Origin of the sequence: Exiguobacterium sp. s7 (genome assembly GCF_018618195.1) — a bacterium.
In the GTDB taxonomy this organism is placed as follows: domain Bacteria; phylum Bacillota; class Bacilli; order Exiguobacteriales; family Exiguobacteriaceae; genus Exiguobacterium; species Exiguobacterium mexicanum_A.
Window position 1 is genome coordinate 165,954 of sequence record NZ_JACSLO010000006.1, and the last position, 24,510, is coordinate 190,463.

The following is a 24,510-nucleotide window of genomic DNA, read 5'->3' on the forward strand; positions in this document are numbered from 1 at the left end:
CACTAAATACGTCACCTCAAAAGGGAGTGTCCCAATCGACACTCCCTTTCATCATACCTGGTTCATTTTTGTACATACCCCTCATGTTCATTTTACTTATAATCAAGCCATCCGATGAGATGAAAGGAAGATGAACATGAGTCAACACAAACAACCGCAATGGCTTCAATCCGTTCGTCCGAGGCGTTCCGTAGAAGAACAACTGGCCCTCAAAGCGTCGCGTGAAACGAAATTGACGTTCGAGCCGACCATCCCGCTCGATGCCATCCGTAAAAAACGACCGACCGTCACCGTCACGTTCACGGTCGGGGGCTTCGGCGTCCATAACGAGTCCACCTTCACGTTTTTTGAAGATGGCGCGGTCAAACGGGAAATCATCTGGCGCGAAGAGTTCGACTTGAGCACGGCGATCCCCAAATCCGGTTGGTACAACGAAACAGATGCCTTCCGCGTCCATGAGCGATTCGTGTCGCTCGTCTCCCATCGCTGGCCTGAAGTGTTCGAAGAGAAAGGATGCTTCACGATGGACGGGACGCAATGGAACTTCACCGTGAACCGTCACGGCAAACTGTTGCACCAGCATAGTGGCAGCAACGCCTATCCTTCCAATTGGAAAGCTGTCATCGAACTGTTCGGCATCTCTTGAACGAAAAAAGAGCACCCACTATGGGCACTCTCCATTCAGAGGGCTTGAATCATCTCGACTCGATTGCCGAACGGGTCGCGGAACTCGAACCGGTCGAATCCGGGAATCGGGATGCCCGTGAGCCGCTCGATTCCTTCCGCCTCAAGTTTCTGTCCCCATTCCGCTAAATCGGTCACGGCATAGGCGACGTGTCCTTTCGTCGGCAGCCGGTCAACCCCGTCCTCGGTACCGACGTGAACGCTACGGTCGCCGACCTCGAGCCAAAAGCCGCCCCGCCCTTGAAGCGACGCCGGTTTCTCGATTTCTGGAAGACCGAGCACGCCGCAATAAAACGAACGGGCACGGGCTTCCTCGCCTTTCGGAATCGTGATTTGCACGTGATGGATGCCTTGAATCATGTCGTTTTCCCCTTTCGATACGTCAACCCGACGAACTGAAGCTTTTGGTTGAACAGGCGCGGATACGCGAGATAACCGACCATGACCGCCGAGATCGACGCGGTCGTCAAGATGAGGAACAAGATGAGTAATTGATAGAGCACCGCCTCCATCGGGTCGGCCCCGCCGATGATGAGTCCGCTCATCATACCCGGGAGTTGGACGAGCCCCATCGTCTTCTGCGCCTCGACGGTCGGAATCATGCTCGTGCGGATGGCGCTCTTCAAACTGCGCTCAATCGCTGCTTTCGGTGTGCCGCCGAACGACAAGATGAGTTCAATCACTTCATCGCTCCGCTCGACCTCGTCTTTAAACTTGTTCAAGAACAGGAGCGACAATACCATACAGTTCCCGATGACCATGCCGCTAATTGGGATGACTTTCTCCGGCTCGAACGGGATGATGCCGAGTCCGAGCATGAGACCCATCGTCAACGTCTCGACCGTGACAAGCGTGAGCAGAATCATCCATGTGATGCCGGGGATGCCGTCCCCTTTCTTGATGATGTTCTGTGTCGCCGCCCCGATCATGAGCAGGATCATGAGCAACATGAACACCGGGCTGTCGCTCTCGAAGACGAACGTCAAAATATAGCCGATGATGAGCAACTGAACAATCGACCGCACCGTCGCAATCAAGATGTCGCGCTCGAGTCCGAGTTTTAAGAACAGCGCCAAACCGAGCGGGATGGCGACGAAAACCAACGAGGTCATCAGTTCGATGAACGTCATAGTTCTTCCCCCCTCACGAAACGACCGATCATCGGGTTGTCCGACTCGTCGATGAACGTCGCGTCGCCGAACTCAATCAGTTCCCCGTTTCGCAAAAACCACATGTCATCACTGACACGACGGGCTTGATCGAGGTCGTGCGTAATCCAGACGACGGTGACCCCGAAGTCTTTTTGCAGTCTCACAATCAATCGCTCAATCTCTTTAACAGTCCGATAGTCGAGGCTCGCCGTGATCTCGTCCAATAACAGCACGTCCGGTTTGTTGACGAGCGTCCGGGCGATGGCGACCCGACTCCGTTCCCCGCCCGACAACGTCTTGATCGGTTGGTCGAGCGAGATGCCGCCCAAGTCGACTTTCTGCAACAGGTCCGCCGCCCGCTCCCGTTCGAGCGTCTCGCCGAAGATGGCTTTCGGCAGGTTCATGTTGTCGTACACCGTCCCATCAATCATCGGCGCACTTTGGAACGCCATACCGACACGTTGGCGCAACTCGATGACATCAATCGAATCGATGTTCTCCCCTTTAAAATAAATCGCGCCGGCGTCCGGCGATAACAGGCCGTTGATGTGCTTCAGGCACGTCGTCTTGCCGGCACCGCTCGGACCGACGAACGTCGTGATCCGTCCTTCCCGAAAATAACCCGTCACGTTATGTAAAATGTCTCCATGACTCACGTTCTTGAATTCAATAATCTGCATCGGCGTCGCCTCCCATCATGTCATGCTGTCTGTCTCAAGCAATGAATACATATATAAATCGTCGTACTTACCACGTGTGAACTCATACCCCTCAGCAACCCTTCTCGCGTAAATCCGACCCGCTCGAGGAGCTGTTGTGACGCGGTATTCGCCGGCTCGACGAGCGCCTCGATACGATGGAAGCCGAGTTGTGTGAACCCATGACGAACGACCGCGCGGAGCGCCTCACCGGCAATGCCTCTTCCCCAATGATTCGAGCTGAGCTCAAACCCGATTTCGGCTCGCTGGTGCTTCGCTGACACGTTCAAAAATCCGCAACTGCCGATGACCTCGTCTTGCCCGGTCAACGTGATTCCCCAGCGGACACCTGTCCCTTCCTCGAGAATCGAATCGTACCAGGCAATCTCTTCTAACGCATCCTCTAACGACGTGAACGGGTCGAGTCCCATATGGCGGACGACCTCAGGTTTCGATAAATATGCCAACAGGTGTGGCGCATCGTCCGCTGTCACCCGCCGTAACGTCAGCCGATTGGTGCTGAGTGACATCACGATCGGTACCCTTCCTCGACCACAACATCACCATTCGCATCGAGTAGCGGAGTGATGCCTCCACCTGTCCCGACCCACGTCTGGATATAGTTCACGCCGGTGTCCGTATCGACGAGGATGGTGATTTGTCCAAGTTCCGGCAGTTGTTCCGTCAACTTGACGTGAAACCGTTTCGATCCTGCCGCTTCTTCTGCTATTTTCTTTTTGAATAACATCCTACCCCCACCTTTCTACTTCTAACTGTACGCAACATATCTTCTCGTTTCAATGAATGAATGAGACGTATCCATGACTGCCGGATGCGAAACCCCTTTAATCCATACAAAAAAAACACGCCCGATTGTGGCGTGTTCATGAATAGCTTCGCTCGATGGCGAAGCTCGTCTTATCCCCTCTAAAGTAGGACCGTGAATATTCAATCGTACGTCCCGAGGCGTCCTCGGTCACCGTCTCGATATAGAAACACGGCGTATACGATTATATCTGTCGGTTTTTCCCTAAATATCAAACGCGCCAAGTCCTCACTGAGGGATGAGTACCCTTCGCCGTCATCTGATTGAGTGCACTTGTTAAGCCGTCCGACTGACACCAAATTACTTTCACAACTCATACTCTTAGAAATTTTCTCGTCTCTGCATAATATTTGCTACTGATTCTAGACAATACTTTTTTTGGAATTACTATCTAAAATTCTCTCTTGTGACATCCTGCCGTAGATTTATAGAATCCTTCTTCCTTTATTCTGACACTCTAACCACTAGGTGGTAAGGGTCTAAAGTACAAGGGCTTCCAACGACACTCGAAAGTATAGGAGACTAACCCTTTTCCATTAGACTTTCACCATCAAACCTCTGAGCAGGGTTTTGTGATGGCATAGGACGCATGTCAACATCCTGTTATTACAGATTTTACGAGCGGGAAAGCCCATACCGGGCATAGCCCGCCTTTAGGCATGGGATGAAGTGAGTTCGGATGTGAAAAACATCCGACATTCGGGTATATATATCCCATAGACAAGTACAAGTCTCTAAAACGCCCGTGTCCATCGCTCCTTGAGAATCGTATCCGGTTCGGTCACGAAAACATGTGACCGGTAAAACGATGCCTGTCGTCACGTAAAAGACGCTAAAACATCTGGTGGACACACCTGCAACGACCTGTGGTGGATGGTAACAGTCTATCAGCCTGAGAACCTATAGGGTCTGTCTCAGGAGGGGTGGTGACACACCCTCAACTGAAGGCTTGAGCAAAACAGAAATGGACTGCGCTCGCACAAGCACTTCAGAATCCCACGGTTTCAATCGTGGGAGTGTCAAATTAGTTCTTTCCCGTTTTGAATAAGTTCAGTCCACCTACCTGTTTCATATGTGCCCCCGACAAATATTTGTTTACCCCTGACTCATATGAGGAATAGGCATATCATCTATGTTTATAAAGGAAGGTGTCATCCCGTGACTTGTCCACGCTGCGGAGCGAAGACCCGCTCGAAAACCACTGTTTGTCCGACGTGTGGCCATCGCCCACGTCGCTTGAAATGGATTGCTGTCCCCATCGTCATCGCACTCATCGCGTTCGTCTCGTTTTTGACGAACGCCTATCTCACCGACACTCCGCGCTCGAGTGAATCGCTCGCCGACAAAGTCGATTTGAACATCACCGAAGATACGGTCTCGGCTAACGGGGCTAACACCGTCGACCTCGAGACGTTGCAAGATAGCTTATATACGATTGGAACGGGCTCCGGCTTTTTGATTAGCCCGCAAGACGTGTTGACAGCGGCCCATAACGTCGCCGGCATCACTCGCGTCACATTGAAACAAGGTGACGAGACCGTGAACGGTACCGTCGTCGGTCGGACCGACGCCATCGCCGTCATCCGCATCGAGAAAGTGAAGGCGACACCGTTCTCGTTCAGCCACGCGATTGTCGGACCGGACGAGCCGGTGTTAACGCTCGCGCCGGATGAGCAGATCGAAGGAACGCTCACGTTCGAAGAAGACAGCTATAAGCGGGAATTCGATTTACCGAACCGCGCCGTCGGCAGCCCGATCGTCACGGTCAATGGCCGGGTGCTCGGCATCCATTTGGTGACGAAGACGCTCCCGGTCGCCTTGTTCGAACAAGACGTGTTGTCGTTCCTCGAGTCTGACACGCCGGCACCGCCACCGACGAAAAAACGCAGTACGCCGGCCGCTGAACTGGCTCCGGTCGCACCGATCACACCGATCCCGAAACGAGAGGACCCGGCAGAACCCGCTCCGGCTCCAGAACCGGAACCGACACCGGAACCAGAAGCTGCTCCCGAAGCTCCAACTGAAACCGAGGAGCCAGCAGAAGAACCGGATCTGGTCGAAGAGGAAGCGCCAGCTGAGCCGGAACAACCGACCGAAGAACCTGAGACGCCTCCCGTCACGGAGCAACCGACCGAGCCTGACGTCCCAGTGACTGAACCGGCGGAACCGGTCGAGCCAGAGAAGCCAGCCGTTCAGGAGAAAGAAGCGGAAGCACCGGCACCGGTCAAAAAGCAAGACAAACCGAACACAAAACCAAAGGCAGATCAGCCCGACACAAAACCGAAACAAGACAAGAACGACAAACCGACGTCACCGCCCGTCACCGAGGAGAACCCGGACGCAACTGACGCGACCGAGGATGTCCCGGACGAGCCGGCAGAAGACGAAGAAAGCACGCCATCTGAATGATGACGTGCTTTTTCATGTGTCTTTTCTAGAGCGTCGCTGCACGTTGCCGACCGCGGCCCCGAACAACAGCAGGATGATCGACAACATCCAAAACGGCATCACGTCCTGCAACAACCAGACGATCAGCGCACTGATGGCGATGACGACGCCCATCCATAAGAAATTCGACTGTCCCATTCAATTCACCTCGACACCATCATAGCACATCGATTCGATGCGCCGTCGCCTGGGGCGGCAGCGAACGGGTCATCTTCTCATCATGCTCGACGCGCACCTGTTGACCGACGGCGAGCGGTGTCTCGTCCTCTCGCAACGGCTCCTCCCAGTGAAATACGATCCCATCGAACGGCTCGGCATCCAAGTTCGGCGCGACTCGAATCCGCGTTGGCTCGAGCTCGACGATATACCCTGTGAACGTGACCATCTCCATTCCTCCATTTCTTCGGAAATCCTTTCCTTTTCTTTTCCCATTTCTTGAAAAAAATCTACTCGTCCGTCCGATTGCTCGGTATAATGAAGCCACACTCATGAACTTGGGAGGGACCCTCATGAAACACACCATCGATTTACACCATCCAGACTTTCAACGCACCTTCCTCGAGATGATGCTCCTTGAAGAACTGATTGACGATTATAACGCCGAGTCCGTCGAGTCGCTCATCGTCCGCGGCGAGACGCACTTTCCCGAGGACCCGTTCTTCCCGGCGATGCGGGCGTATCCGCTCATCCGCGAAGGCGAGTTCGGCCGGGCCCGCGCCGTGCTCGAAGCAGCGGGCGAAAAAGGTGACCATTACATGATCCACTGCCTCCATGGCCTCTTGAGCGATGATACGAATTTCACGTTCGAGGCCGAGCAGCATTTCCTCCGTGCCGTCGAGCGCTATCCGGACGTGCCGATGGTCCAGCGCGCGATTGCCGTCCATTACTTCAACCGCAAGTTTTACGGGGAGGCCGGCCTCCACTTGATGCATTACGTCCGGCTCGCCGGGTTCAACGAAGAGACCGTGCCGATGCTGCTCGAATTCTTCCAAGCGTTCGATGAGATTCCGCTCGAGATGAATGATGAACTGCTCAAGGTGGCCATCGGGTACTTGAACGCGAACCCGCACAACCCGCGCGCCCACTCGCTCTATGCGTCGATTTGCAGCCATCGGGTCGAGATGCTCGTCAAGCGGTTGCCGGAAGACAATCATCAGCTCGATGACGAGACGATTGCGATGCTGCTCGAGGTCGAAGAGCACGGCATGTGGAGTGCGACATATGACGACAGTGAGGACCATATGTTCCGCGCCATGTTCGCCGATTATATCGACAACGTCGTCTTGCCGAACACGTCCAGACTGTATGTATATCGCTTACGTCTTCGCTACTGGTACCATCGGCTCACGCACCGCTTGACCGGGGGTTACGGGGACTCGATGCGTTCGTCGTAAACGTAAACAAACAGCCCGAACTTTTTGAAAGAGTTCGGGCTGTTTGCTGTCGTCAAATTAATCAAAGTGGTGATGAGTTAATTTCTATATTATTGGCCAACTGTTGAATATCCATTTGCTCTGTCGCTACTCGAACACATAATTCGATTGCAAGAGACGACTCTAATACGAGCGCAAATCCGTTACGGGCTAAAAACAATTGAAGTGCTCCATAAGCAGTGCGTTTGTTGGCATTAATAAAACAATGGTTGTTAATCAATGAGTGGAATAAGGCAGCCGCCTTTTCAAATACAGTAATATAAGCATCTTCACCAAACGCAGAGTGGTTCATTCTTTGAACAGACGAGCTTAATAAACCTCTGTCTTTTATACCAATTGGTTCTTCAGGTGAATACCTCAGTATCATTAAACGATTGATAGCAATCACTTCTGTTTCCGTTACATACTGAATCAACGATCTACTAATCCTTTAAATGTTTCATCGTGCTGACTCATAATTTGCTCCATTTCTTTAAAGAAGTTCGGAGCGATATCCATGTTAGGAGGAATTTCAATCTTATTAGTCGGTTTGATTAAAATGCCGTCATCTGTCGTAGTTACGGAAACTGTATCGCCCACTTCTAAATTCAGATGCCGCAATTCACTTATAGGAATTGAGACATGAACAGAATTTCCGTGTTTCACTAACTTTCTTTCACTACTTTTTAGTTTTTGCACAAAAACACCTCCACATTAAATACTTACAATACATACTGTATGTATTAAATGTAACAGATTTAACTCGTTTTTGCACTCAAACCTAACCAATCATTTATTACATATACGGATGAATCGGTCCGCGCAACTCGAACGAGTAGTCCTCGTGGTTGACGATGCCGACGACCTGGTCGCTTTCAAGCAACTGCAGCAAAAACTCGGCCATCTCTTCGGCCGTATGATACTTCTCGACGTTTTGGCTATAATCAAAGTCCTCTTCTTCGCGGGCACGGCTCGCAAAGCCGGTCTCCGTCGCGGCCGGTGCGAGCACTTTCGCCCGCAGTTTGTCCCCGTCGTTCATGAGCTCTCGGGCGAGTCCTTCCGTGTACGCACTGACAAAGAATTTCGACGCGCTGTACGTGACACCTTTTTTGGCGATGTGATAGCCGACGACGGACGCGACGTTCACAAGCGTCGCCCCTTCGACGTTGTGATAGTCGCGGACGTATAGGCTCGACAATACCGTCAACGCCTCGACGTTCAAGCGGATCATGTTCTCGATTTTCCCGACCTCGACGTCCTTCACGAGATTCGAGTCACCGAACCCGGCGTTGTTGATCCACGTCTCGATGTCGAGATCGGCGAGCGACTCATACAGCCCGTATACGTTCTCGCTGTATGACAAGTCTTTCGCCTTGATGATGACATCGATTTTCGGTGCGATTGCCTTGATTTCGCTCCGTAACTTCTCGAGCTCGTCGTGGCGGCGTGCCACGAGCACGAGTGACTTCCCTTGCTTGGCGAGCACTTTCGCCGTTTCATAGCCAATGCCTGAACTTGCCCCGGTGATGACGGTATATTTCATGATGTGTCCCCTTTTCACTGTAATCGAGATCGATATCTCTCTTCGGCAATTCCCGTAACGCCGTCCCCTCAATCCTTGGAACACGCAAAAACCGTCCTCCCCTGAACGGGAAAGGACGGTCCGTCTTATGTTTTGAAACGACCGATGAGTGTCTGCAGATCTCCGGTCATATTGCCGAGTGACTCGGCGACTCCGTTCAATTCTTGAATCATCGCGAGCTGGGCGTCGGCCGTCTCGCCGACGCTGCGCATCGTCTCGGCCATGCCTTCACTATCACTCGCCATATGAATCGTTGCGGTCGCGACTTGTTTCGTCGTCGTGGCGATTTCATTCGAAGCGACCCGGATTTGTTCCGTGTTGTCGACCGAGGCGTGCAATTGCCCGACGATCTGTTGGAACGAGGCGGTTGCTTCTTCGAGCAGCGCCGTGTTCGTCTCGACGCGGCGGGCGCTGATAGCGTGACGCTCGAGCACCGCGTTCGACTGCGCTTGAATCGATTCGATCAAGCCGGCGATTTGGGAAGCCGATTGTTTCGACTGTTCCGCGAGCTTCCGCACTTCCTCGGCAACGACGGCGAACCCTTTCCCTTGCTCCCCGGCCCGGGCCGCTTCGATGGCCGCGTTCAAGGCGAGCAAGTTCGTCTGGTCGGTGATTGACTGGATGACCTCGGTGATGAGCGCGATCTCGTCCGACTGCTGTTTCAACGCTGTGATCGATTGTCCGGTCGTGACCGTCTCCGATTCGAGCGCGAGCACTTCTTGTTTCGCCTGTTGAATCGTCTGTTCGCCGCGTTCGGCGAGCGCTAGACTCGTCTGGACGTCTTGGCTGATCGTCCCGATCGAGGTGGCGATTCGTTCGACGCCTTCATCGGCCGCCGCGACAGCCTGCCCGCTCTTCGAAGCCGCTGCCGCCTGGTTGACCGTTTTACCGACGACTTGTTCAATCATCCGCGTCGTCTCCTCTGTCTGTGAGGACATTTCTTCCGTGCTCGCGTACAATTCTTCCGACTGGGCCGTGATTTCTTGAGCGTTCCGGCTCACTTCGTCGATCAGTTCACGAAGATTTCGCTTCATCCCATTGAACCCAATGATGAGTTGGCCGATTTCATCACGTGTCAGCGCTTGAAGGTCGGCGCGCGTCAAATCGCCGTCAGCGACGATGCCGACCTCGTCAGATAGTTGGCGGAGCGGTGCCTTCACCGTGCGCTGGAGCATATAGCCGACCCCGAGTGTGAGCATGAGGATCACCCCGGCAATAATCGCGGAGGAAAGAAAGGCACTATTTGCCCGATGTTTCAAGTGCTGTTGCTTTGTCAGTATGTGCGCTTCCGTCTCTTGCTGCATCGTTTCTCCAGATTCGATGATGGAAGCGGTTATAGGCGGCATAACACGTAAGGCGATCCGATCAATGTTTTCTTCATCCTTTGCATCGGTCGCTTGAATCAACTGTTGAGCCAAATCGTCATATTCGGTCGCGACGGATAAGAGATTCTCTAAGTCTTTTGTTTCCTCTTCTGACTCGGATAACTTCAGCAGGGTTTCAATCGCCGCTTTCTTTTCTTCCGAACCACGGCGCTCGGCATCCAGCAGTGACTCGTCTTGTTGAAGGATATAGCCGCGTAGTCCATACGCTTGGCGGACCACCCCGAGAGACAAATCATCTGCTGCTTTCATTTTCATGACGTCTTTGGAAATCATTTCCTCATAGCGACTGGTCGCGTCTTCTAAAGTTAGTAGGTTATAACCCATTCCTGTAATAACAAATAGAAGAATCAATCCGATTCCACTAAATAACTTTTGGGTTAATGACAATCTTCTAAATCGTTTCATTTTTTTTTGAGGAACACGTCCTCTTCCACCGCTCTTTCTTTATTAATATGTTGTTTCTACACTCTTCATCGGAACACTTAACAGAATTTTTACCAAAAATGAAAAGTTAGACAGTTTATTGACCTTTATTAACAGTTATTTGTTCGATTTTTTGTCACAAAAAAAGACCATAGCCAGTGGCTACGGTCTAATTCATAACTTGAATTGTGACACTCGGTTCGACAGTTCGACCGCGCGTTGTTCGGTCTCCTGCATCCGTGTTTGGACGTCACTGAATCGTTCGACGGACAGCTGGACCTTCTCCGAGATCGATTGCGTCCCGTCCGCCCCTTCGGTCACGGTCGTCGCGACTTCTTGGATGACGTGGAGGATGCTATCGGTCATATGACGAAGTTGGAGCGCGTTCGTCTCGAACGTCTCTGCCGTCTCCCCAAATACGGTCGCATCCGCTTCGTATTGCGTGGCCGACTCCTCGAGCCGGTCGTAATCGGCGAGCACTTTCGTATCGAGGAACGTCAACATATCCGCCGAGCTCGTGTTGAGCCGGGCGACCGAGTCGATGACCGTATGCGATACCGCTTGAATCTCGTTCACCGTCTGGCGCGAGTTCTCGGCGAGCTTACGAATCTCCGAGGCGACGACGGCGAAGCCGCGACCGGCATCCCCGGCCCGGGCCGCCTCGATCGATGCGTTCAAGGCGAGCAAGTTCGTCTGGTCGGCGATGGTCAAGATGGCGCTCGTCAAGACACGGATCTGTTCGACCGACTGCGCCCCTTTGATGGCGTCGTCGAGCTCGATGCGCTTCTTGTCGATGATGGCGTTCGCTTCCGTCTTCGAGGCGACGGCCTGCTCACGCATGGTATGGGCCCGACGTTCTACTTCGCTCGCTGTCGTCGCACTATCGTTCGAGAGGCCGACAATCGTATCGATCGAACCGCCCATCTCGATCGTTGATGCGCTCATTTCTTGCGAGGACGCGGCCGTCTCTTCCATGCCAGCCGTCAATTCTTCGACCGTGCCTGACGTCTCTTCCATATAACGGCTCAATTGTGTCACTTCCGTCGCCACTTCTTTCGACGACACGAGGACGACTTTCGCCGTCTTGTCGACGTCGACCATGATGTCACGTAGCGTGGCGAGGAACGTGTTGAACGAGCGGCTCACTTGAGCGATCTCATCGTTCGACGTGACCGGGATGGCCATCGTCAAATCGCCGCCTTGTGAGGCCAATTCGTCAAACTTCTCTTGGAGCACCCGCATCGGTTTGATGATGGAACGCAATAAGCTCAGTCCGAGGAACAAGAGAAGGACGAACGCTCCGATCGTCACGACGAGCAGTGCGATGAGCGACTGCCCGAACTCGCGTTCCATGTCGGCGCCGACGCGTTCTGATCCTTCCGAGTTATAAGCAACAAGTTCGTTCAGGCGTTGCGTGAAGTTATCGTATGTCGATTGGGACTGGGCGTCATAATACGAACGGGCCATGCCGTTATTGCCGGACGTGCTGAAGATGAGCATGTTGTCCGATACACGCTGATACATCTCCCACTGCCGACTGAAGTTGGCGAACAGCTCTTTGTCTGTCTCGCCCGTCGCCGTCTGTTCGTATTTCGGGGCGATCTCATTGATGCGCGTCCGAATGTCTTTCATCTCGGTCATCAATTCTTCTTTCGCGGCCGCGTCGTCGGTCACGATGTGTTCGAGTTCGAGCGCGCGATAGTTCGCCGCGAGCGTGTTCAGTTCATGGGCGTAGTCGAGCCCTTTGCTCCAGTTGTTGACGATATCATCGCCTTGCCGGTTCGCATCGGCGAGCGACAAAAGCGAATAGCCGCCGACCCCTGCGACCATGAGGAGCGCGAGGATAACGAGTCCCCACAGCTTTTGACGGATGGTCAGGTTCTTGCCGGTCACCCGCTTCCCTTCACGCGTGCTCGACTTTCGCCACTTCGGTTTCCATTGAAAGCGCCGGACGTTCAAACGGTTCCGCAACGCCTTCCACTTCTGTTTCACTGACATATGTATTTTCCCCTCTCGCGTGCAACGTTTCTTCCTATATCGTCTTGACGTCGAGGAATCTAAAGGAAATTGACCAAAATAAAAAAAGATGACTGAAAACTCAGTCATCTCTTGATTCGTTATTGGACGTTCAACACGGTTTGCGTGCCTTCAATCATCTTGATTTCTGTCCATTTGACGACGCTCTTGCCGAGCGGGTCGTTGGCGACCATGAAGTCGGCGAGTGCTTGAACTTTTAACGGATCGACCGGTTGTTTCACGTTATTCAAACGGAAGCGTGATACTTTATTGAACATATCCAAAAATGCGATTTCTACTTTAGTCTCAGTCATGGGTTAGTCCTCCTTGGATGTGGGTGTGATTAGACGAGATCGTATTCGCGAACGACCGACACGGTGAAATCTTCTTGCTCGGTCAAGTCGAGCATGAGGTGGCCGAACGCCTCGGCGTTGTCAGCCGTGAGCGCCGCCCGGATCGGACCGAAGCGCTGCGTTTTCTTCGTCGGTTTCAAGCTGTTCAAATCATGGTGCGTCGTCAAGACGAGCGTCGCTTTCTTTTCAGTCAATACGGCCATGGGGGATGGCTCCTTTCAGGGATGGATTACGATTCGGATGGATAGGTCGAGTCGAGACGCTCGAGCAATTGAATCATGCGCTCAAGGCGCGTCTCAATCCGATGGAGCAGATAGAGCGAGACGACGATCGGGAAGCCGAGATTCGAGATGAGTTCGGGCCAGCTCATGTGCCCACCCGCTCATCGGACAAGGCTCCGGCGGAACGCTTTAATACACGCATCAGGGGTTCCTCCAATTAGAACGTCACGTGGAACTCACGCGACACGACGTATGCGGCGGATTCGACCGCAAGAAGCGGGATCAACAGATCACCGAACTGCTTGATCTCCTCGGTCTCCATCCGCGCACCGAGTGGACCGAACCGGACGAGCTGACGCTTTTCTTTGCCGTCAACGAGCCGCTTCGTGTCGAGATAAAAGACGCTTGCGTATTCTCGATACACTGCCATATGTCTCACCTCCTTCGCCCCTATTAACCGAAGTTGGTGAATGTTTGCTCATATTTCCTTGTAACCTTTTTGTAACGACTATAGACCCATTCTGAATGAAGGCGCATTCATCGTCACAAATCGGCTTTATTCCTTGAATTTACATACCAATTAGGGTATCTTAATAGGCGTCAACCGAATTTTGAAAACACGCCTAAAGTCCCACGAATTCATTTCCCCACTTTGAAAAAACTGACAGTTAATTACTTGAAAATGGGGTACTATACGGAGGAGGACATTTTCGAAATGACCAGTTTGACTTGAAGAAGGAGATACTCTAGATGAACAGCTTAGACTTCGCACTCAACACTTCTATTCCTTCCGCTCAACTCGACTTCGACCATACCGACCTGACGTTTTACGCGACCGACTGGGATGATTATCGCCCTGAAAACGCGAAGCCGTTCCTGTACAACGAACGCCCATTGACCGTCTATCCACTAAAAGAACTGAGCCGTGCGTTTCATGTCGCCGGGATTCCCCGTAGCCAGCAACAGCTGATCAAATGGGAAACCGACGGCGTCTTGCCACCGACCCCGTTCACGATGGGACGCAAGCGCTTCTATACGGAAAATCAGATTCGGACTATCGTCGACATCGCATTGGAATGCGGACTACGGCCCCGGACACACGTCAAAAAGACGAACTTCTCCGAGTTGGCCCATAAAGAATTGGCGTACATACTCCAGTTAGAATTAAAAACCAAACTGCCGCATGAATGAGCGGACATGAGACAGCCCTTCCTGACGATTCAGGAAGGGCTGTTTTTGGATGGACGAGGGGCGATGGCGCTCAAATACAAATCAAGCGATGTTTCGACCTCTGTAGCGACCAGATTGATAAAGTCGTTGTACATTTCTGTCGTATGCGCCCGATCTAGCGCATTGTAATAACTCAGGCGATTTTCGACTTTGATGACGACAGGCGGATAACCGGACTTCATCAACTCCAAATTGAGCAATAACCGAGACGTACGACCATTTCCATCAATGAACGGATGAATCCCCACGAACTTAGCATGCAATAAAGCACCCCGTTCAACTGGATGCATCGTATTCGTCTCTGTTTCATACCAATTTATCAGCTGCTCCATCTGTTCTTGAATGAGATAAGGAGGCGGCGGCACATGAGCGGCTCCGGCAATAAACACTTGCTGATCCCGATAGACGCCTGCATACGCATCATCAATGCCTTTCAAGACGAGACGGTGCAAATTTTTAATTTGCCACTCCGTCAGCGGCTCTTCACGTCGAACAATTTCTTCTACGTAGGAAATGGCATCTTGGTGGTTGATCACTTCTAGATGTTCTCGCATCGTCTTCCCGCCAACCGTTATACCTTCCAACACCACTTTGGTCTCGTTGATTGTCAACGTATTTCCTTCAATGGCATTCGAGTTGTATGTCCATTCTAAAAAGAGTTTTTCTCTCAAACTTTGAAGCGTATACGTCGGCAGCGGTCGGCTTTGATCTAGTTGCTCTTTTTTATTCGTCAGTTGCTCAAACATATAGCCCGCTTCCTTTCTTAAAGTGTTAGTGATTCTATTATACGCTTGTTACCCAGAGCAAGTCGATTTCGATGGGACGCCCCAATTCATGACACATGCGAAAAAGCACGACACCTCAATTCCCACAGACGGGTTATGCATCGTGCTTTATTTTTTATAACTTCTCTCGTGCCGCTTCGGGGACGTCCGCGACCGACACTTCGTCGTATGACGTAACCTCATCTTTATTTTTGACGTACAGCTTCAAGTACGCCCCGTTCCGAAGTTCTTTCGCCGCCGTGAACGTGACCGCTTGCGAGTCCCCGTCCTTCGTCAACGCTTCCGTCGAGTAGACGTAGCGGCGGACGACGTCACCCGAGTCGAGTGTCGTCTCTTCCACTTCCGTGACCTCCCCGACTTGCACATAGACATGATCCTTCCCAATCCGTTGCCAATCGATATTGACGAGCCCAATGATGACGACGATGAGCGCGAGGCTCGCGATGATTCCTTTTTTCATGATGTTCTCTCCTTCATATCACTTGTTTCGTGAACCGACGTACGGTCAGCACGTAATAGAGCGCATAGATTGCGCTGTACACACCCATCCAGACGAGCACCGGCACCGTGAAATCCATCGCCAGCAATCGTGAGAATGCGACGAGGGCGACCGAGGCGTGCACAATCCCGAGTGAGAACGGCGCCAGGAACACAACGGCAATCTGTTGACGGATTGTCCGTTTCACATCCCGCTTCGAGATGCCGACTTTCCGCAACACCGCGTATTTGGCCCGGTCCTCCTCGGCCTCGGTCATCGTCTTGAAATAAATGATGCTACCGGTGGCGACGAGGAAGACGAGTCCGAGGAAACTGCCGACGAACAACAGCGCGCCGTGCACGGCCATCGCCTCGCTATACAACGCTGTCGCGCTCGAGAAGTTCGCCTCAATCGACAACGACTCGGATAAGGCGGTCTGCTCTTTATAATCGGCGACCGAGACAGCCTGATACGCCAACGCCTCTCCCGGCAGTGCCGTGAACACGTCGTCCGGCGTGACGAGCAGCAAGCCGCCGAACGTCATGACGTTGAGCGGTGTCTCCTCATAGCGGGAGGAGACTTCATGCGTCACGCCATCAAGCTCGACCGCGGTCACGTTTTCTGAGAACCGCTCGTCATAGAACGGATCGATCAAGTAGACCTGGTCGGAGGCTAGCGTTTCAGGTGTATCCCAGCCCAGATTGGACGCGACGTCACGGAACGTCGACTCGTCGATGACGCCATATTCGCGTTCTCCCATCTCTCCAGCGACACGAACCGTCTTCTCGAGGACCGTCGTCTGATGGAGCACGTCGGCGTCGATGTCACGTGTCTCCCCTTGCCAGGCGAACGTGTACGGGGCGTACGACGTGACTTGTTGCTCGGCGTAATAATAGACGCTGAAGATGGCACCGCCGGCCGTGATCGCCGTCGCACTGATGATGCTGATGAGCGTCAGCGTCTTCGCGTTGCCACGGATCCGGTATAACAGCTGTGACGTCGTCAACAAGTTGAGCCGACGCCACGCCCAGCGCTCATTCGCTTTCAAGCGGCCGAGGATGAAGATGAGGACGCTATGGAACAATAGGCCCGACCCGACGATTGTGAGACCGATGATGAGGAGCGGCATCGCTGCTGTGAGGTATCCCCAAAGCGGTGACGTCGCCAAGTCTTGCAAGGCGAGCCAATAGGCAGCACCGAGGACGAGCACCCCGAGGAGCGCCATGAACGGGCTCGCTTCCGGGACGTCCTCTCCTTTCTGGTCGGCATGGAACAGCTCGATCAATTTGAAGCGATAGATGACCCGGTAGCCTTGGAACGACGTGAACAAGAAAATCGCCACGAACACGAGCGTCGTCTCGATGAGCGCCGACGTCGAGACGGTGAAGCCGATCGACAAATCGCTGTTCATCAAGCGGAGCAACAGCTGTAACAACGCGTTCGAACCGAGCAGACCGAGTCCGATCCCGACGAGGAGCGACACCGCCCCGATGACGAGGTTCTCGAACAAAAGAAGCGTCCCGATTTGTTTCTTGCGCACCCCGAGCAGCGAATAGAGCCCGACCTCGCGTTTCCGTCCTTTTAAAAAGAAGGCGTTCGAGTAGGCGATGAACAAGGCGACGAAGACGAGCAGAATGAACGTCGAGGCGCTCATCAGGCTGCGGATCTGCCCCGACGTCTCGGCCATGCCGCTGATCTCATCGCTATGTTTGAGCGTCGCGAACGTGAAATAGATGATGATCGAAAAGATGGTCGTCCCGACGTAGAGTGCATAGCGCGACAAGTTCCGGGCGACGTTCTTCTTCGCTAAATCAAACAGCGTCATCGGACGCACCGCCCTTCAGCTCGTCGAGAATCGTCTGATAGAAGGCGTCGCGCGACGTCGTGCCGCGAATCAGTTCTTTCGACAACCGTCCATCCTGGATATAGAGGACCCGGCGACAGAAACTCGCGGCGTAGGCATCGTGCGTCACCATCATGATCGTCGTCTCGGCCTCGTTCAGCCCGGCGAGCGTCTGGAGCAGATCCGTCGCCGACTTCGAGTCGAGCGCACCCGTCGGCTCGTCGGCAAAGATCAACTTCGGATTGGAGATGAGCGCGCGGCACACCGCCGTCCGCTGTTTCTGACCGCCTGAGATTTGGTACGGGTATTGGTCAAGGATCGCTTGGATCCCGAATCGTTTTGCGAGCGCATCGACGCGCGACCGCGTCTCCTCGACCGGTGTCTTCGTGACGGCGAGCGGGAGCAAGATGTTCTCCCGGACCGTGAGCGAGTCGAGCAGGTTATAGTCTTGGAAAATAAAGCCGAGATGGTCGCGCCGGAAGTCGGAGAGCGCCTCTTCTTCGAGCTTGGCGATATTCTCGCCGTCGACGAGGATGTCCCCGTCCGTCGGCGTATCGATCGTCGCGAGCACGTTCAACAGCGTCGACTTCCCTGCGCCCGACGGCCCCATGATCCCGACGAACTCGCCGTGGTCGATCGTGAACGACACCCCATCGAGTGCATGGAAGGCGTTGCCCCCGGTCACGTATGTTTTTTTAATGGCATCAACTTGTAGTAATGGATTCATTGTTCAGCACCTCTTTCTGAATACAACGATACAGGCCGTACCTTAACTGAAAATCACGCGTACCTTACGAAATCCTTAAATGTTATGCTTGAACGAGAGGTGATGATCATGGAACAACCACGTATCTTAATCGTCGATGACGAGAGAGACTTATGTACGCTCATCCAAAAAGCGTTAGAGAAAGAAGGCTTCCGCGAGATTCGGACGGCCCACACGATTCGAGACGGACTCGCAACGTTCACGGCGTTCGCACCCCATCTCGCCATCCTCGACGTCATGTTGCCGGACGGCGAAGGTTACGAGCTGTGCCGGCAAATCCGGAACACGTCGAACATCCCGATTTTATTTTTGTCGGCCAAGTCCGACGAGGTCGACAAGATCCTCGGCCTCGCCATCGGCGGCGACGACTATATCACGAAGCCGTTCAGCCCGAAAGAAGTCGCCTTCCGTGTCAAGGCGCAACTCCGCCGCGTGTCGCTCTATGATGCGCCCGAGCTCCCTAATGACACGGTCGTCGGCCCGTTCCGGTTGAACGCGGACGGCACCGAGGTGGATCGCGACGGGGTCCGGCTCGAGCTGACGGCCAAAGAAGTCGGCCTGCTCGCCTGCTTCATGCGCAATCCGAACCGGATCCTCAGTAAAGAGACGCTGTTCACGCAAGTGTGGGGCGAAGATTTTTATGGCGCCGACAACACGGTCATGGTACACATGCGCCGACTCCGAGAAAAAATCGAACCGAACCCGTCCCAACCGACCTACATCAAAACGGTCAAAGGGCTCGGCTACAAGTTCGAGGCATAGGAGGCGGTCTCTTATGAAATGGAAACTGACCGGCAGTTATTTAGTATCGATCCTGGCCATCGTCGCCATCGTCGTCATCTTGAACGTCATCATCCTCGTGACACTCCTCATCAATCAGCGGACCGGGATTGATGACGTCGAGAGCAGCTCCGGCGAGACGTTCACACGCACGTTCAACCAATATATGACGCTCGAGGACGGCGAACCGGTCGTCAGTCCGGATGGGGTGCGCGCGCTCGAGGCGAACAACGCGTTCCTGCAAGTGCTCGATGAGTCGGGCCGTGTCGTCAGTGACATTGATGCGCCGGCGACGGCACCGGACGCGTACTCACCGATCGAATTGATTCACATCTATAAATATAAGGACGACGACCTCGTCCTCTATTTCATCGGCGAGTTCGAGGACTACAGCTATCTCGTCGGCTTCCCCGAGGCGACCGAGGGCCGCATCGTCACGATGATCGATCCCCAGTCCGTCCTCGCCTACTTGTCGAAGGCCGGGCTCATCTTGCTCATCGTCGACCTCGCCGTCGCCGCACTGATTGGACTCGCCTTCACCTCGATTTTGACGAAACCCGTCTATCGATTGACCGAACGGATTGCCCAGTTGAAGGCCCGTGATTTCTCGACCGTCGAACCGAAACGACCCGGCATGTATCGACCCGTCTTCGCCAACTTGAACGACGTGTCCGAGACGTTGACGACGTACGAGTCGGAACGGGAAGAGCTCGAGACACGCCGGAAAGAGTGGATGAGCAACGTCTCCCACGATTTGAAGACACCGCTCGCCTCGATCCAAGGCTACGCCGAGCTGCTCGACGATCGTGACCTCGAGGAAGCAGAGCGACGACAATACGCCGAGGTCATCGAACGCCAAGCCTTGTATATGAAAGAACTGATCGACGACTTCAACTTGACGATGCGGCTCCAGCACGGTGACTTCCCGCTCGAAACGATCGAGACCGGACTCGAGCCGTTCGTCCGTGAGCTCGTCATCGACGTGTTGAACGACGCGCGGTTTTCCGAGCGTGACATCTCATTCGCGAGCACGGATGCGGCCACGCGGAACATCGACCGGCACTTCATGAAGCGGGCGTTGCTCAACTTCTTGTATAACGCCTTGCTCCATAACGACGAGACGGTCGCGGTCCGTGTCACCGTTGCGCACGACACGATCACGATTCAAGACGATGGCACCGGCATCGATGCGAAGGACCTCCCGTACATCTTTGAGCGCTACTATCGGGGCACGAACACGACCGATGCGCTCGGGAGCGGGCTCGGGATGGCCATTTCCCGGGACATCATCAAAGCGCACGGCGGCACCGTCACGGTGACGAGTGAACGCGGGTCTGGGACGACGATTCGCATCGAGTTGCCAGCATGACACAATCAATTACAGACAGCTAGCCCGACCAAGGACACGAATCGACTTCTAGGGGATTAGCAAGCAAAGGGATACCTGGCAGCGACAAAGTCGCAATACGGCTCCCTGCTTGCCCCCAGAAAAGCGAGTCGTGTCTGGGGGGACAAACAAAAACCGCAGACATTTGATATGTCTACGGTCCATTCAGAAGGATCCGCTCAACGGAGCGAATCCTTTTTTGTCGTTTCATAATCTTCGATCCACATCTCGAGTTCGTCGATTGGGAGCGGACGCGAGAAGTAATACCCTTGCATCTCATCACAGCCGAGCGAACGGAGCGTGTCGAGCTGTTCCGGCGTCTCGATGCCTTCGCACACCGTCTTCAATTCGAGCCCACGAGCGAGCTCGATGATTGACTGGACGATGACGTTGCCGGTCGGGTCGTTATCCGTCACTTGGATGAACTGACGATCGATTTTAATCTCGTGAATCGGATAGTGCTTCAAATAGACGAACGCCGAGAAGCCGGTCCCGAAGTCGTCAATCGAGATCGAGAAACCTTGTTCCCGGAAGGCGATGAAACGTTCGATGACGTGCTGTTGATTCTCCATCCCGACGCTTTCGGTGATCTCGAACGTCAAATAGTTCGGACAGACATCCATCTCTTTGACGATTTGGCCCAACTTCTCGACGACCCCGTCCGATAGAAAATGACGAGCCGACAAGTTCAGTGCGAGTTGATACATCCGTCCCGAGGCGTGCCACGTTTTCAACTGACGGCATGCCTCAGCGAGTGCCCATTCCTCGAGGGCGATGATGACGCCCGTCGACTCGGCGATCGGGATGAAGTCGAGCGGTGGGATCAACCCGTGTTTCGGATGAATCCAACGCATCAATCCTTCAAATCCATTCAGTTTTCCGGTCGCCGCTTCGATCTTCGGCTGATAGTAGAGTGTGAACTCGTTCAAGGCGAGCCCTTTACGGAGGTTCATCTCAAGCGTCAGGCGTGCCGTCGCTTTCTCGCTCATCTCTTCTTCGTAAAAAGCGATCCCTCCACGCTGCACGTGACGCTCATTGGCCGTGATCCGAGTCGTATCCATCATCTCGAGCGTCGAACGTGACTTGTCCTCGATCGAGATGAACGCGCTCATCGTCAAGACGACATCGAGTTCCCCGACCGCGAACGGCTCGTTCGTCACCGTCTCGCAAATCAAATCGGCGTATCCTTTGACTTTGATTCGGTCCCCGTAAGGCGTCCATAGCAGGAAACCGGACTGGGAGATGCGCGCGAGTAATGTCGAATCGACGACTTGCTGGATTCGTTCTGACAGTTCGATGACGATCTCGTCTGCCCGTTGGATACCGATCGCCGTCTCGACGGAGCGGAACTCGTCCGCCCGCAAATAAATCAATGACCCGAGCTGATGCGGCGTCTGTTCCCGGAGCGCGTCCACCCGTTCGATGAAGCCGTTCAAGTTCATGAGTCCGGTCTGTTCATCCGTATAGGCGAGCTTGGCGAGATGGTCGTCGATCTCTTGACGGTCGAGCCGGAGATAAAGGATGGCGATAAAATCGGACAGCGTGCTGACAATCAATTCCTCGATGAACGTCCATTGCCGCGGCTCAAACGTCTCGCAACAGATGACCCCTTTGGCCCGATTGTTCGCATAGATCGGCGCGTCGAGCATCGAGTAGACCCGCTGCCCTTCCACGAAATGTTGCTGGTACAAGTCCTTCACCCACTCATGGGTCCGGACGTTCTCAAACGGCAACACCCGGTTCGTCCGTAGGGCGTCGAAGTAGACCGGTGCGTCCCCACGCATGACCGTCAATGCCGGTTCACTCGGGCCACTCTCTTTCGAATAGGCGACTTGGCAACTGATCGATGCGTACGTCTCGTCAAAGTGCCAAATCGAGACCGTATCGACGTTGAGCATATCGGAGACGACTTCGCACATGTAATGAAGCGTCTGTCGCACCGCTTCCTCCGTCACGTCGGGCATCCGGACGAGTTCGAACAGTTTCTCTTGATGTTGTCGGTATGTTTGTGATGAATTGTTCCCCTCGTTCATAAGTCCCCTACTCTCGTTCAAACGTTTTGCATTCATGATAGCACGAAAAGATATATAAATAGGTTTCCAAAATTCAACAGAAAGTCAATTTTCGATTACCCTGTTTCTTTAGTACTTCTTCTTCGTCCACGCCCAAAATTATTGACCTTATTTTCAACGGAATCCACTGATTGAGCCATTTCCACCATTGCTTGCCGTATGTGTAAACCCTACAATAAACTTGTATCGTTTTACCTGTCGATAATTGTCAATTGAAATTGAAGAGAAGGAAGTGACCCCATGTCCCCTAAGTCCGGCCTCATGTACTCATTCGCAGCCATCGCCGCCGTAAGCATCATCGCCCAGGCCGACGAAGTCGCAGCAGCCAGCACACACGTCGTCCGTGCCGGTGACACACTTTGGTCGATCAGCCAAACACATAACGTGTCGGTCGCCCAGTTGAAAGCAAGCAACAACTTAAGCTCTGACCGTCTCGCCATCGGCCAAACGCTCAAATTGAGCGGGAGCGCCCCGAGCACATTAAAACCCGCCGCTACAACGGCGACGTCAAGTTCGACGCAAGTGACGACAGACGCCTTGAACATGCGCCTCGCCGCAGGCACATGGCATAAAGTGCTCGTCACGATCCCGAAAGGCCAGGCGCTCAAGCCGATCAAAACGAGCGGTGCCTGGACGAAAGTCAGCTATGGCGGAAAGACCGGTTGGGTACATAACGGCTACTTGACGACCGCATCCGTCAAACCGGCCACACCGAGCACACCGAGCACACCGACTCCAGCCACACCGAGCACACCGGTCACGTCAAGCGACACTACCGTGACGACAGCCGACTTGAACCTGCGCCGCGCCGCAGGGACGTGGCACGACGTACTCGTCACCATCCCGAAAGGTCAAGCGCTCACACCGATCAAAACGAGCGGTGCCTGGACGAAAGTCAGCTATGCCGGGAAGACCGGTTGGGTACATAACGGCTACTTGACGAATTCATCCGTCAAACCGACTACTCCGACGACGCCGAGCCAACCGGTCGCACCGTCGAAACCGGCCATCAAAGAAGAGAGCATCAACCAGTCTTACGTCACGACGGCGAATTTGAACGTCCGTCAAGGCCCAGGGATCGGTTACGCCCTCGTCACGAACATCCCGAACGGCACGACCGTCAAAGCGACGAAACAGAGCGGCACGTGGGTGTACGTCACGTATAACGGCAAGAGCGGGTATGTCAGCACCGGTTACTTGAAACAGACGACGACGGCACCGAGCGCGCCGGTCACTCCGAACGCCGGAGACGGCGGTGCGGGCAACGAATCGTTCGACTATGTCGTCAATACGCCATCGCTCAACGTCCGCGCCTCGGCCTCGACAAGCTCTGCCGTCATCGGCAGCGTCACGGCTGGACAGACGCTCCGCGTCGTCCAAACGTCGAACGGCTGGCATCAAATCTATATCGGCAACACGACCGGTTTTGTCGCGGCTTCATACGTCAAAGCGGTGCCGAAAGGTTCTACGACGGCACCGTCAGGCTCGTCTGACGGACTAGCGAAGAGTCTTGCCGCCATCGCGGTCGCCAAGAAATATGTCGGCACGCCTTACATCTGGGCATCCTCGAACCCGGCCAACGGTGGGTTCGACTGCTCTGGACTCATCTATTACGCCTACAATCAGGCAGGCTACAGCGTGCCCCGCACGAACGTCGCCACGTATTGGTCCGGGTCTTATTTCGGGACACAGCTCAGCAAGACGTTCGTCCCGAAAGCGGGCGATCTCGTCTTCTTCGAGAACACGTACACGGCCGGCCCGTCACACATGGGGATCATGATTGATTCGGACACGTTCATCCATGCCGGGACGTACGGACTCGGCTACAACACGATCAGCAAAGAGCCATATTGGAAATCACGCGTCATCGGCTACAAACGACCGTGACCTTCGGCGCATTGGAAGACCCGACCTTTGTCGGGTTTTTTTTCGTGGGGCAGGATTTCCCTCGAAAGACTCGAACACGAAAG

General features: G+C 53.9%; 27 protein-coding genes and 2 pseudogenes. 7 read left to right on the top strand and 22 right to left on the bottom strand.

Annotated features, from left to right (window positions below; translation table 11 throughout):
* The first annotated feature begins 136 nt into the window (after positions 1-136).
* On the top strand, positions 137-646 hold the full coding sequence (locus KNP79_RS09675; RefSeq protein WP_215192193.1) for a hypothetical protein: 510 nt from the start codon (positions 137-139) through the stop codon (positions 644-646).
* 35 nt (positions 647-681) lie between these two features.
* Here the strand turns inward: KNP79_RS09675 and KNP79_RS09680 are convergent, their stop codons facing one another.
* The 6 genes and pseudogenes from KNP79_RS09680 to KNP79_RS09705 form a co-directional block, all read right to left on the bottom strand.
* On the bottom strand, positions 682-1,044 hold the full coding sequence (locus tag KNP79_RS09680; RefSeq protein WP_215192195.1) for a VOC family protein: 363 nt from the start codon (positions 1,042-1,044) through the stop codon (positions 682-684).
* On the bottom strand, positions 1,041-1,814 hold the full coding sequence (locus tag KNP79_RS09685; protein WP_034778899.1) for an ABC transporter permease: 774 nt from the start codon (positions 1,812-1,814) through the stop codon (positions 1,041-1,043). Before KNP79_RS09685 ends, KNP79_RS09680 begins: the two co-directional genes overlap by 4 nt.
* Positions 1,811-2,515: an ABC transporter ATP-binding protein gene (locus KNP79_RS09690; RefSeq protein ID WP_138858930.1), complete on the bottom strand. Its 705-nt coding sequence runs from the start codon at positions 2,513-2,515 to the stop codon at positions 1,811-1,813. Before KNP79_RS09690 ends, KNP79_RS09685 begins: the two co-directional genes overlap by 4 nt.
* Before the next feature lie 15 nt (positions 2,516-2,530).
* Positions 2,531-3,063, bottom strand: a pseudogene (locus KNP79_RS09695) (GNAT family N-acetyltransferase).
* A complete protein-coding gene (locus KNP79_RS09700; RefSeq protein WP_058764442.1) occupies positions 3,063-3,281 on the bottom strand; it encodes a DUF6440 family protein in 219 nt (72 codons plus the stop codon). The pseudogene KNP79_RS09695 and the gene KNP79_RS09700 overlap by 1 nt, the downstream one beginning before the upstream one ends.
* A gap of 136 nt (positions 3,282-3,417) precedes the next feature.
* Positions 3,418-3,534, bottom strand: a pseudogene (locus tag KNP79_RS09705) (UTRA domain-containing protein); the annotation flags it as partial.
* Between the two features lie 983 nt (positions 3,535-4,517).
* Here KNP79_RS09705 and KNP79_RS09710 point away from each other — a divergent pair.
* Complete coding sequence (locus tag KNP79_RS09710) at positions 4,518-5,768, top strand: hypothetical protein (RefSeq protein ID WP_215192197.1); 1,251 nt, start codon at positions 4,518-4,520, stop codon at positions 5,766-5,768.
* 12 nt (positions 5,769-5,780) lie between these two features.
* Here KNP79_RS09710 and KNP79_RS09715 read toward each other — a convergent pair whose 3' ends face one another.
* Positions 5,781-5,945, bottom strand: a complete 165-nt coding sequence (locus KNP79_RS09715; RefSeq protein WP_034778922.1) for a hypothetical protein — start codon at positions 5,943-5,945, stop codon at positions 5,781-5,783.
* Between the two features lie 19 nt (positions 5,946-5,964).
* Positions 5,965-6,192, bottom strand: coding sequence for a DUF3221 domain-containing protein (locus KNP79_RS09720; protein WP_058764445.1), 228 nt, complete (start codon positions 6,190-6,192; stop codon positions 5,965-5,967).
* A 124-nt stretch (positions 6,193-6,316) separates the two neighbouring features.
* Here KNP79_RS09720 and KNP79_RS09725 point away from each other — a divergent pair, with 124 nt between their 5' ends.
* Positions 6,317-7,201: a tetratricopeptide repeat protein gene (locus KNP79_RS09725; RefSeq protein WP_236355711.1), complete on the top strand. Its 885-nt coding sequence runs from the start codon at positions 6,317-6,319 to the stop codon at positions 7,199-7,201.
* A 61-nt stretch (positions 7,202-7,262) separates the two neighbouring features.
* On the opposite strand, the gene KNP79_RS09730 is transcribed toward KNP79_RS09725, so the two are convergent.
* The 9 genes from KNP79_RS09730 to KNP79_RS09770 all read right to left on the bottom strand — a co-directional run bounded on the left by KNP79_RS09730 (position 7,263) and on the right by KNP79_RS09770 (position 13,629).
* Positions 7,263-7,655 (bottom strand): type II toxin-antitoxin system death-on-curing family toxin, encoded by a 393-nt coding sequence (locus KNP79_RS09730; RefSeq protein ID WP_236355712.1) that lies wholly within the window; start codon positions 7,653-7,655, stop codon positions 7,263-7,265.
* A complete protein-coding gene (locus tag KNP79_RS09735) occupies positions 7,652-7,918 on the bottom strand; it encodes an AbrB/MazE/SpoVT family DNA-binding domain-containing protein (protein ID WP_058764447.1) in 267 nt (88 codons plus the stop codon). Before KNP79_RS09735 ends, KNP79_RS09730 begins: the two co-directional genes overlap by 4 nt.
* Before the next feature lie 97 nt (positions 7,919-8,015).
* Positions 8,016-8,762 carry an SDR family NAD(P)-dependent oxidoreductase gene (locus KNP79_RS09740; protein WP_215192199.1) on the bottom strand — a complete coding sequence of 249 codons (747 nt, stop codon included), beginning with the start codon at positions 8,760-8,762 and terminating at the stop codon, positions 8,016-8,018.
* A 125-nt stretch (positions 8,763-8,887) separates the two neighbouring features.
* A complete protein-coding gene (locus KNP79_RS09745) occupies positions 8,888-10,591 on the bottom strand; it encodes a methyl-accepting chemotaxis protein (protein WP_215192201.1) in 1,704 nt (567 codons plus the stop codon).
* 192 nt (positions 10,592-10,783) lie between these two features.
* The gene (locus KNP79_RS09750; RefSeq protein WP_215192203.1) at positions 10,784-12,607 is read right to left on the bottom strand and encodes a methyl-accepting chemotaxis protein; all 1,824 of its coding nucleotides are present in this window, start codon (positions 12,605-12,607) and stop codon (positions 10,784-10,786) included.
* 119 nt (positions 12,608-12,726) lie between these two features.
* Entirely contained in the window at positions 12,727-12,939 is a 213-nt protein-coding gene (locus KNP79_RS09755) for a DUF2922 domain-containing protein (RefSeq protein ID WP_034778930.1), read from the bottom strand.
* Between the two features lie 29 nt (positions 12,940-12,968).
* Positions 12,969-13,181: a hypothetical protein gene (locus KNP79_RS09760; protein ID WP_058764453.1), complete on the bottom strand. Its 213-nt coding sequence runs from the start codon at positions 13,179-13,181 to the stop codon at positions 12,969-12,971.
* Positions 13,182-13,207: 26 nt separating this feature from the next.
* Positions 13,208-13,348, bottom strand: coding sequence for a YvrJ family protein (locus tag KNP79_RS09765; protein ID WP_016510821.1), 141 nt, complete (start codon positions 13,346-13,348; stop codon positions 13,208-13,210).
* 68 nt (positions 13,349-13,416) lie between these two features.
* On the bottom strand, positions 13,417-13,629 hold the full coding sequence (locus tag KNP79_RS09770) for a hypothetical protein (RefSeq protein WP_029594867.1): 213 nt from the start codon (positions 13,627-13,629) through the stop codon (positions 13,417-13,419).
* Positions 13,630-13,949: 320 nt separating this feature from the next.
* Here KNP79_RS09770 and KNP79_RS09775 point away from each other — a divergent pair, with 320 nt between their 5' ends.
* Positions 13,950-14,390 carry a MerR family transcriptional regulator gene (locus tag KNP79_RS09775; RefSeq protein ID WP_034778934.1) on the top strand — a complete coding sequence of 147 codons (441 nt, stop codon included), beginning with the start codon at positions 13,950-13,952 and terminating at the stop codon, positions 14,388-14,390.
* 29 nt (positions 14,391-14,419) lie between these two features.
* Here the strand turns inward: KNP79_RS09775 and KNP79_RS09780 are convergent, their stop codons facing one another.
* From KNP79_RS09780 to KNP79_RS09795, 4 genes are all read right to left on the bottom strand, one after another.
* Entirely contained in the window at positions 14,420-15,175 is a 756-nt protein-coding gene (locus tag KNP79_RS09780; RefSeq protein WP_215192205.1) for a Fic family protein, read from the bottom strand.
* A gap of 154 nt (positions 15,176-15,329) precedes the next feature.
* On the bottom strand, positions 15,330-15,674 hold the full coding sequence (locus KNP79_RS09785) for a YxeA family protein (RefSeq protein WP_214754127.1): 345 nt from the start codon (positions 15,672-15,674) through the stop codon (positions 15,330-15,332).
* Between the two features lie 13 nt (positions 15,675-15,687).
* Positions 15,688-17,517 (bottom strand): ABC transporter permease, encoded by a 1,830-nt coding sequence (locus KNP79_RS09790; protein ID WP_215192207.1) that lies wholly within the window; start codon positions 17,515-17,517, stop codon positions 15,688-15,690.
* On the bottom strand, positions 17,504-18,262 hold the full coding sequence (locus KNP79_RS09795; protein WP_214796842.1) for an ABC transporter ATP-binding protein: 759 nt from the start codon (positions 18,260-18,262) through the stop codon (positions 17,504-17,506). The genes KNP79_RS09790 and KNP79_RS09795 overlap by 14 nt, the downstream gene beginning before the upstream one ends.
* 108 nt (positions 18,263-18,370) lie before the next feature.
* Between KNP79_RS09795 and KNP79_RS09800 the strand changes: the two genes are divergently transcribed.
* Positions 18,371-19,063, top strand: coding sequence for a response regulator transcription factor (locus KNP79_RS09800; RefSeq protein ID WP_215192209.1), 693 nt, complete (start codon positions 18,371-18,373; stop codon positions 19,061-19,063).
* 13 nt (positions 19,064-19,076) lie between these two features.
* Positions 19,077-20,450: a sensor histidine kinase gene (locus KNP79_RS09805; protein ID WP_215192211.1), complete on the top strand. Its 1,374-nt coding sequence runs from the start codon at positions 19,077-19,079 to the stop codon at positions 20,448-20,450.
* 197 nt (positions 20,451-20,647) lie between these two features.
* On the opposite strand, the gene KNP79_RS09810 is transcribed toward KNP79_RS09805, so the two are convergent.
* Positions 20,648-22,501, bottom strand: coding sequence for a sensor domain-containing phosphodiesterase (locus KNP79_RS09810; RefSeq protein WP_215192213.1), 1,854 nt, complete (start codon positions 22,499-22,501; stop codon positions 20,648-20,650).
* 279 nt (positions 22,502-22,780) lie between these two features.
* Between KNP79_RS09810 and KNP79_RS09815 the strand changes: the two genes are divergently transcribed.
* Positions 22,781-24,427, top strand: coding sequence for a C40 family peptidase (locus KNP79_RS09815; protein ID WP_251132937.1), 1,647 nt, complete (start codon positions 22,781-22,783; stop codon positions 24,425-24,427).
* Positions 24,428-24,510 lie beyond the last annotated feature (83 nt).